Annotated in this window: 10 protein-coding genes; 5 read left to right on the top strand and 5 right to left on the bottom strand. The window is 49.7% G+C overall.

Translation table 11 applies throughout. From position 1 onward, the window contains the following. The 5 genes from NSMM_RS06660 to NSMM_RS06640 all read right to left on the bottom strand — a co-directional run. On the bottom strand, positions 1-527 hold a 527-nt coding region (locus tag NSMM_RS06660), incomplete at its 3' end, for an IS1595 family transposase (RefSeq protein ID WP_143001882.1). 120 nt (positions 528-647) lie between these two features. Beyond that, the gene (locus tag NSMM_RS06655) at positions 648-1610 is read right to left on the bottom strand and encodes a Nudix family hydrolase (RefSeq protein ID WP_245654710.1); all 963 of its coding nucleotides are present in this window, start codon (positions 1608-1610) and stop codon (positions 648-650) included. A gap of 3 nt (positions 1611-1613) precedes the next feature. Beyond that, on the bottom strand, positions 1614-2498 hold the full coding sequence (locus NSMM_RS06650) for an ATP-binding protein (RefSeq protein WP_090285853.1): 885 nt from the start codon (positions 2496-2498) through the stop codon (positions 1614-1616). Continuing rightward, positions 2495-3724, bottom strand: coding sequence for a bifunctional glutamate N-acetyltransferase/amino-acid acetyltransferase ArgJ (gene argJ / locus NSMM_RS06645; RefSeq protein ID WP_090285850.1), 1230 nt, complete (start codon positions 3722-3724; stop codon positions 2495-2497). The genes NSMM_RS06650 and argJ overlap by 4 nt, the downstream gene beginning before the upstream one ends. A gap of 116 nt (positions 3725-3840) precedes the next feature. Continuing rightward, a complete protein-coding gene (locus NSMM_RS06640) occupies positions 3841-4572 on the bottom strand; it encodes an RNA methyltransferase (RefSeq protein WP_090285848.1) in 732 nt (243 codons plus the stop codon). Between the two features lie 43 nt (positions 4573-4615). Between NSMM_RS06640 and NSMM_RS06635 the strand changes: the two genes are divergently transcribed. The 5 genes from NSMM_RS06635 to lysA all read left to right on the top strand — a co-directional run bounded on the left by NSMM_RS06635 (position 4616) and on the right by lysA (position 8479). After that, positions 4616-5449: an inositol monophosphatase family protein gene (locus NSMM_RS06635; RefSeq protein ID WP_090285846.1), complete on the top strand. Its 834-nt coding sequence runs from the start codon at positions 4616-4618 to the stop codon at positions 5447-5449. 89 nt (positions 5450-5538) lie between these two features. Continuing rightward, positions 5539-6447, top strand: coding sequence for an MlaD family protein (locus NSMM_RS06630; protein WP_090285844.1), 909 nt, complete (start codon positions 5539-5541; stop codon positions 6445-6447). Next, the gene (locus tag NSMM_RS06625; protein WP_245654709.1) at positions 6444-7064 is read left to right on the top strand and encodes an ABC-type transport auxiliary lipoprotein family protein; all 621 of its coding nucleotides are present in this window, start codon (positions 6444-6446) and stop codon (positions 7062-7064) included. Before NSMM_RS06630 ends, NSMM_RS06625 begins: the two co-directional genes overlap by 4 nt. Positions 7065-7112: 48 nt before the next feature. Continuing rightward, entirely contained in the window at positions 7113-7229 is a 117-nt protein-coding gene (lptM, locus tag NSMM_RS17025; protein WP_425412355.1) for an LPS translocon maturation chaperone LptM, read from the top strand. Then, positions 7226-8479 carry a diaminopimelate decarboxylase gene (lysA, locus tag NSMM_RS06620; protein ID WP_090285842.1) on the top strand — a complete coding sequence of 418 codons (1254 nt, stop codon included), beginning with the start codon at positions 7226-7228 and terminating at the stop codon, positions 8477-8479. Before lptM ends, lysA begins: the two co-directional genes overlap by 4 nt. The last annotated feature ends 8 nt before the right edge of the window (positions 8480-8487 follow it).

The following is an 8487-nucleotide window of genomic DNA, read 5'->3' as shown; positions in this document are numbered from 1 at the left end:
TCAGTCAGAGACACAGCGGCAACAATGGGCACCTTATTCTCTGAACCTCTACCCGCTTTTCCTCCCGCACGCTCTCCACCAAGATAAGCATCATCGACCTGGATTCTGCCATCAAGGACATAGCGCTCCTCACGATTAGCCATCGCCTGCATCAGTTTGTGATGTATCAACCATGCCGTAGGATAGCTCACTCCCAGCTGGCGCTTGAGCGCCAGGGATGACAAACCGGTCTTGGCCTGACTAACCAGATAAATTGCCAAAAACCAGACGGTCAACGGTAGTTTAGTGCCCTGAAAAACTGTCCCGGCAATCAATGAGGTCTGATGTCGGCAGGCTCTGCATTGAAAAACCTTGCGTATACCATCACGTATGACATAGTAAGCAGTACCGTTACAGCGTGGACAGTGAAACCCATCCGACCAACGGGCAACCTCCAGCGCTTGCTCGCACTGCGCCTCCGTACCAAAGCCCTTGAGAAATTCCAGCATCGACAGTCCAGATTGAAATTGAATTCGATTCATCGCCATGATCGATCACTCCTTGTATCATTTAACAGCCATGACTTTTATGTCGCAACAAACTCGTCAGACAAATCTTGCTGACGTTCGTTGCTAATCAGGTTATACATTGCTTGACGTAAACCTTTACTAAATATGTAGCAAGGTTCGCATAAATGCAACACCTTGCGCCCCTTGCTCTTGTGCAGAATCCAGATCGATCATGGACATTCCGCCCAGTGCATAAACCGGCAATGGGTAATTACGAATTAATGTGCTGAATCTTTGCCAGCCCAGTGTCGGCATGGCAGGGTGGCTTCGGGTGGGATAAAGCGGGCTCAGCGTAACGAAATCGACACCAAGACTAGCTGCCTGATATAGCTCTTCCTCGTTATGACAGGATGCGCCACACCAGTTGACTGCTGGTCTGGTGGCTGCCTTAAGCAGTTGCGCGCTGGTCAAATGTACGCCATCCGCCCCCAGCGTTTGCGCCATGGCGATATTTTCGTTGATCAGCACGCTGGCCTGATAGTGGCGTGCCTTCTCCAGTATTTTCATCGCAAAATCCGCAAGCCGTGCTGATGGCATATTTTTTTCGCGAACCTGCAGCAGCTTTACATCAGATTGCAAGGCAGAATCGATCATTTCCAGTGATTGCACCTCGCCCGTTTCAGATGCATTGGAAATGACATAAACAGAAGGCAGTGCCAGCGATCGCAAAATGGGTTGATTGGCGGGGAGTAGAGGTGAAACCGTTATATTTTTGATGCTTTGCCACGTAAGCTGTTGTTTCTCGCGTGCAGTCGGTTCATTCAACCATTGCGTGACGCGGTAAAACTGTATATTGACGGCCGCATGCGGATAATGGAATTCACGTGTTAGCCACGGTGTGGCATGAATAACAGTAATACCCAATTCTTCGTGGAGCTCGCGTGCCAGTGCATCCCTTCCGGATTCATTTGCCTCGATTTTTCCCCCAGGAAACTCCCAGTAACCCGGATAAGGTTTGCCAGGTGGTCGGCATGCCAGTAAAAAATGACCATCCGCGCGCACAAGAATGGCGGCTACCACCCTGACGGGCGAAGATGATTCGCGTTGAATGCCAGAAGCCAATATCTATTGCAACTCTATCTTGGTGAGCTTGTGTTGACCAGCCCAATCCTGCGCAAACTGCCAGGCGACCCGTCCGCTGCGAGAACCGCGAGCCAGTGCCCAGCGTAATGCCGCTTGGCGGATAGCGCGGCTCATCTTTCGAACCCCGTGTCTGGCAAGCCAGTATCCGACGATATCGATATATTGATCCTGATCGAATGGATAAAACGACAGCCATAATCCGAATCGCTCCGAGAGGGAAATTTTTTCCTCGGTCGATTCCCCAGGATGAATTTCGCCGTTAATATGATGTGCCGCGAGATTCTCGTCCATGAATTCTGGCATCAGATGGCGACGGTTGGAGGTGGCGTAAACCAGCATATTTTCGGAGGCAGTCGCAATGGAACCGTCGAGAATCACCTTCAATGCTTTGTAACTAGGCTCATCTGCTTCAAACGACAGGTCATCACAATATAAAATGAATTTTTCCGGACGCTCGCCAATCAGGTCTACTAGTTCAGGCAGATCGATCAGTACTCGTTTATCAACTTCAATCAACCTCAACCCTCGGGAAGCATACGCATTGAGTAATGCCTTGACCAAAGAAGACTTTCCGGTACCGCGAGCTCCGGTCAGCAGTGCATTGTTGGCAGGGAGCCCGGAGACAAACTGCCTGGTATTGCGATCAAGCTGCTGTTTCTGTTCATCGATGTTGTGTAGTGCATCCAGTGTGATGGTATGCGGATGTCTGACGGGTAGCAGATAATTTTCCTGTCCTTGCCGTGTCCAGCGGAAAGCAATGTGCTCGTCGAGATCAGGAAGCACTCTTTGTGGCTGCGGGGCGAGCTGTTCGAGCAATGCCAGCAACCGGTCGAGACGCTGCAGGATTTCATGGTCTGATGATTTCATGAACGGTATTCCGCGTTGATTTTGACATAATCGTAAGACAAGTCGCAGGTCCAGATCGTGGTTGTCGCTTCCCCTCTGTTCAGCACGACTCGAATCGTAATCTCAGGAGATTGCATGATGCGCTGACTATCCTCCTCGCGGTAGCTTGTCGTCCGCCCACCATTTTCCGCAACTAGCACATCACCGAGATAAAGCTGGATATGCGTGACATCGAGATCATCGATACCGGCATAGCCGATTGCCGCAAGTATTCTGCCAAGATTAGGGTCAGACGCAAAGAAAGCGGTTTTAACCAGCGGAGAATGCGCAATCGCAAAGGCAATCTTGTTGCATTCTTCCGCAGTTTGGCCTTTCTCGACTTGAATGGTAATGAATTTAGTTGCACCTTCTCCATCACGCACGATCATCTGCGCAAGCGTCACAGCCACTTCGGTGATTGCCGTGCGTAGTCTATCGAAGTCAGGATGATTGGCATCATTTATCGGCGCATGTCCTGCCCGACCAGTTGCCATCAGCATGAATGCATCATTGGTAGATGTGTCACCGTCAACGGTAATGCGGTTGAAGGAGCAATCGGCAACCATTCGCACCAGTGAGCGTAACAGCGTCGGCGAAATGGCAGCATCAGTCGCGATGAATCCAAGCATCGTTGCCATATTGGGGTGAATCATGCCCGAGCCTTTTGCAATGCCGGTAATGGTAACGCTTACACCATCAACCACAACCTGACGAGAGACGCTTTTGGCAACCGTATCAGTCGTCATAATGGCATGCGCCGCCGCGAACCAGTTGTCAGGTGATAAGTCAGCTGCCGCTACCGGCAGGTGTTCAGTAATTCTGGCAACAGGTAGCGGTTCCATAATGACGCCGGTTGAGAACGGCAAAACCTGCTGTGGCTGATAGCCCAATAATTTCGCTAATATGGCACAAGTCATCTCAGCATGATCTATTCCGCTCTGACCTGTGCCCGCATTGGCGTTTCCCGTATTGACCACAAGTGCGCGAATCGGCAGCGGCCCGCTCAAATGGTTTTTTGCAACTGTAACAGGCGCCGCACAAAAACGATTCTTCGTAAAAACACCCGCAATCTGCGTATGTTCTGCAAGCTGGATAATCAGTAAATCACGCCGACCAGGCCGTTTGATGCCTGCTTCGGCAATACCTAATGACACGCCACAAACTGGTAGCAGCTCTTTTTCCAAAGGTGGGATAAGATCAACGGGCATAAAAATTCAAAGAAAGCAGTAGAAAAACACTATGCTAACATCTATATGGTGGGGATAGCGTAAGTCGATCTTCTGATAGTTATTTCCGTAAAGACTGCTTGAAAGCACAAAAATTATCACTTCTCAACGTCAATTGCGCTCAGAATCCCCCGCAAAATGTTTACTTCCTCTTTTTCTAGTCCGGCGCGTGCAAACAGGCGGCGCATACGACGCATCAGTTTCCTGGGTTGCCGTGGATCGAGAAATCCACTCTGAATCATGATTTTCTCCAGGTGCTCGTAAAAACTTTCAATCTCCCGCAAACTCGCCAATTCCGACTGGTTTTCAGGAGATGTGACAGCAACAGTATCTTCCAGTGCCATCCGTAATTCATAACCCATAATTTGTACCGCAGCGGCGAGATTAAGTGAGGAATAATTGGGACTGGCGGGAATATGGACTGTCAACTGGCATTGGCTGATCTCAGGTGTCGTCAATCCCGCGCTTTCGCGCCCGAATAATAGTCCAACCGGTGCATATCGAGCATGCTTGATTAACTCACTGGCCGCTTGTCTCGCATCAAGGGTGGGGTGGGACAAGTCGCGCGGTCGCGCGGTCAACGCTGCTACCAGGCAGGTATCACCAATTGCTGCTTGCAGACTGTTACAGATATGTGCCGTTTCCAGTAAATCACGCGCATTGGAAGCGCGTGCATCTGCTTCGTTGTCTGGAAAGAGCTTGGGGTTAACCAGGTAGAGATTGCGCAGTCCCATGGTTTTCATGGCGCGAGCGGCGGCGCCGATGTTACCCGGGTGACTGGTATGGCTCAACACAATCCGGACATTGTCCAGCGGTAAAGTAGGATTCATATTAAAATGGCGGTCTTTAAGTAATTATCCGGAATTTCCCATAATGCATCCCATGCTTAATATCGCGGTCAAGGCCGCGCGCCGTGCGGGCACAATCATTACTCGCGCTGCAATGAATCTGGAGCGCTTAACGATAACGCGCAAGGCACACAGCGATTTTGTCAGCGAGGTGGATCGAGCTGCCGAGGAAGCAATTATCAAAATATTGCTTGACGCCTATCCTGATCATTCGATTCTAGCAGAAGAAAGCGGTAAGAGCGGACAGGTGGGTAAATCAGAATACCAGTGGATTATCGATCCACTCGATGGCACGACTAATTTTTTGCATGGTTTTCCGAAATATTGTGTCTCAATTGCGCTACTGTATCGAGGTGTATTATCACAGGCGGTGATTTATGATCCTGTCAGCGATGAATTATTCACCGCCAGCCGGGGTGGGGGCGCCTTTCTCAACGATCATCGTATTCGCGTGAGCAAGCGTATTCAACTGGGTGAGTCACTTATAGGTACAGGCTTTCCTTTTCGCGATTTTATCCATATGGAAGCTTATCTTGCCATGTTCATGGATCTCATTCCCAAAACGGCTGGCATCCGGCGCCCCGGTTCGGCTGCATTGGATCTGGCTTACGTTGCAGCTGGCCGCTACGATGGTTTCTGGGAAACGGGTCTTGCACCATGGGATATCGCGGCAGGCTGTCTGCTAATTCTGGAAGCGGGTGGCATGGTCAGCGATCTGGAAGGTAACGGGCAATATTTGAAAAGCGGGCAAGTGGTCGCAGGGAACCCTAAAATTTTTGCTCAGCTACTGCAGGTCTTTAGTCCGCATCTGACTGAGCGTCTGATTGCTGAAAACCGAGAAGTTGCTGAATCAGTTTAGCTGCATACTTATTGGCTGAAATGAAACGTTCATCTCATATAATAAATTTTATTGCTATCTCAATGGTTGTCTACTAAAAGCTGTTACTGATGGAAAATCGTGCCTATGCTTTTACTGCGGGACTATTTGTCATTTTGCTAAGCATTGCGCTGGCGATGACAATTAAATGGTTTGGCAGTGAAAATATTACCTACCATACCTATTATCTGGTCTCCAGAGGAGGATCGGTTTCCGGATTGAATCCGGAAGCGTCGGTACGCTTTCGTGGCGTAAATGTTGGCAAGGTCAGCGAAATCTATTTCGATCCCCAAAATATGCACAATATCATTGTGCGTATTGCGGTGATCAGTGGTGTTACCCTACCTGAAAGCGCCTATGCACAACTTGCCAGTCAGGGAATAACGGGGCTGGCCTATATTGAGTTGGATGATGACAATAGTAATGACGAGGCGGACGGTCTCGCGCCAGAAGCACGCATTCCATTGCGGTCTTCGCTAATCAAAACACTGTCAGACTCGGCGCAGGAGATGCTGAAAAACATCAACGAAGCAGCTGGCCGCGTAAATGGTCTACTGAGCAAACAAAATCAGGCCAGTATTGAAGTCATATTAAGTAATCTGGCAGAAACCCTGCAGAGTTACCACAACCTGGCAAATCAGCTGATGGATGGCACAAAAGGTTTGCCGCAATTAACCAATGAAATGACGACCACATTCAGACAGTCTCGGTATGTGCTTAGCGAAGTGGGTCAATCCCTGGAAAAGCTTAACCAGCAAGGTGGTGCGCTGGATAATATCGCTCAAAACTCACTGGGATTGACCGATACTTTGACCAGTCTGCAAGAGGCGGGTAACAGTATTTCGCAGAGCGCGCGAACACTCGATCAGTTGATGGATTCATTCGCGACACAACCACAAAGCCTGTTATTTGGCAAATCCACACCGATGCCTGGTCCAGGTGAAGCCGGGTTTACACCACCCCGGAAACAAGAAAAATGATGTTTAAATATCTGGTTTTATTGCTGCTGACCGGTTGCACCATCAGCCCCAAAGCACCTGCTCCAGCTTCAACTTTTGATTTTGGTCCGGTTTCCCGGCTTGAATTTCTGCAACCCGCCTCTTTTCTGGTCCAGATACAGGTTACCGGAATAACTGCGCCGGTATGGCTGGATACGCAGGCGATGCGTTATCGTCTTGCCTATCACCATCCGGCACAAACCCATGTTTACGCAAACAATCGCTGGGTTGCTCCCCCGGCAAGCTTATTGACGGAACGCATCAGACAACATATTGCTTCGTGGCAGAACCCGTCTGATCGCAGAGATAACAATGTCAGGCCAGCAACCTATCTATTGAAAATCGAGCTCGAAGAGTTTATGCAGGTGTTTGATGCCGTGAGTCACAGTCATGTGATCGTCAGCCTGCGCGCCAGCCTGATCGAGCGAGACACTCGTCTACTGGTAGCGCAACAGCGTTTTTCCGAGACCCAAACAACCTCGAGCGCAGACGCCAGCGGCGCTGTTAAGGCCTTTATTGCTATCAGTGATCAACTGGCAGCTGAATTGATCCGGTGGTCGGCCAAAATGGCCGGTCATCCACTCGAACTACCAGAATGACATACCATTCGGAATTTTCACAAGAACCTAAACTTTATATTATTGCGTATGCATAGATTTTTTCTGATTGCGCTGATATTCTTAACATTGTTTGCCTGTGGCCATAAAGCACCACTTTATCTGCCCGCGCCAGAAGCTACCAGGCAGGGAAAACTGACGCCATGAGTGACTGGGCAGCATTTCACTATCATGACGACAGGCTTTTTGCTGAGTCTGTTTCACTGGCTGCAATTGCAGAACAATTTGGCACGCCATGCTATGTTTATTCACATGCCGCCATTACAGCCGCCTACCAAGCATTTGAACAGGCATTTTCCGGGCGTGAGCATCTGATTTGCTACGCAGTTAAGGCTAATTCTAATCTTACAATTCTCAATTTGCTCGCTCGGCTTGGCAGCGGTTTTGATATTGTCTCTGGGGGGGAACTGCATCGGGTTCTGAAGGCGGGTGGCGATCCTCGGAAAACTGTCTTTTCTGGTGTCGGTAAAACCCGGGAAGAAATGCGAGATGCCTTGGAGGTTAATGTCCTCTGTTTCAATATCGAATCGGAAATGGAGTTGCTTGCGCTTAATGATGTTGCCGGAGAGATGGGCAAGGTCGCGCCTGTCAGTATTCGTATCAACCCGGATGTCGATGCCAATACCCATCCGTACATCTCAACCGGCCTGAAGGAGAACAAGTTCGGCGTCCCGGCAGCGGATGCTGAACGTATCTATCAACTAGCAAGAGACTTGCCGAGTGTCCGCCCTGTGGGGCTAGATTGCCATATCGGCTCACAGCTGACCGAACTTTCTCCATTTATCGAAGCAACTCGGAGAATACTGGATCTCCAGGCGCGTCTGCAATCACTTCACATCACTATCGAACATATCGATCTCGGAGGTGGTCTAGGCATACGCTATGATGTGGAATCTCCCCCTTCCAGGCAGGATTATGTCAAGGCACTTTGTACGGAAATGGCCAGCACTTCCGCCCGCCTCATTATCGAGCCTGGGCGATCGGTAGTCGGCAATGCGGGTATACTGCTGACCCGCGTACAATATCTGAAGCATTTGCCACATCGTAATTTTGCCATTGTTGATGCTGCCATGAATGACCTGCTAAGACCAGCTTTGTATCAGGCTTATCATGCCATCCAGCCCGTAGTGAAGCATGAAGGGGAAACGCAAATTTACCAAATTGTTGGGCCAGTATGTGAAACTGGTGATTTTTTGGGAAATGAACGTGCGCTGGCATTAGCTTCCAATGATTTGCTGGCCGTCATGTCGAGTGGCGCCTATGGCATGAGCATGAGTTCCAATTACAATTCTCGCCCGCGCGCTGCGGAAGTGCTGGTGGATGGTGACTCAGTCAGACTGATCCGGGCGCGGGAATCCATTGACGAATTGTGCGCGCTGGAAAATATCATTGTCTGAAGCGCTAT

It is taken from the genome of Nitrosomonas mobilis (assembly GCF_900103035.1).
Lineage (GTDB): Bacteria > Pseudomonadota > Gammaproteobacteria > Burkholderiales > Nitrosomonadaceae > Nitrosomonas > Nitrosomonas mobilis.
This window is presented reverse-complemented; position numbering and strand designations above follow the sequence as displayed.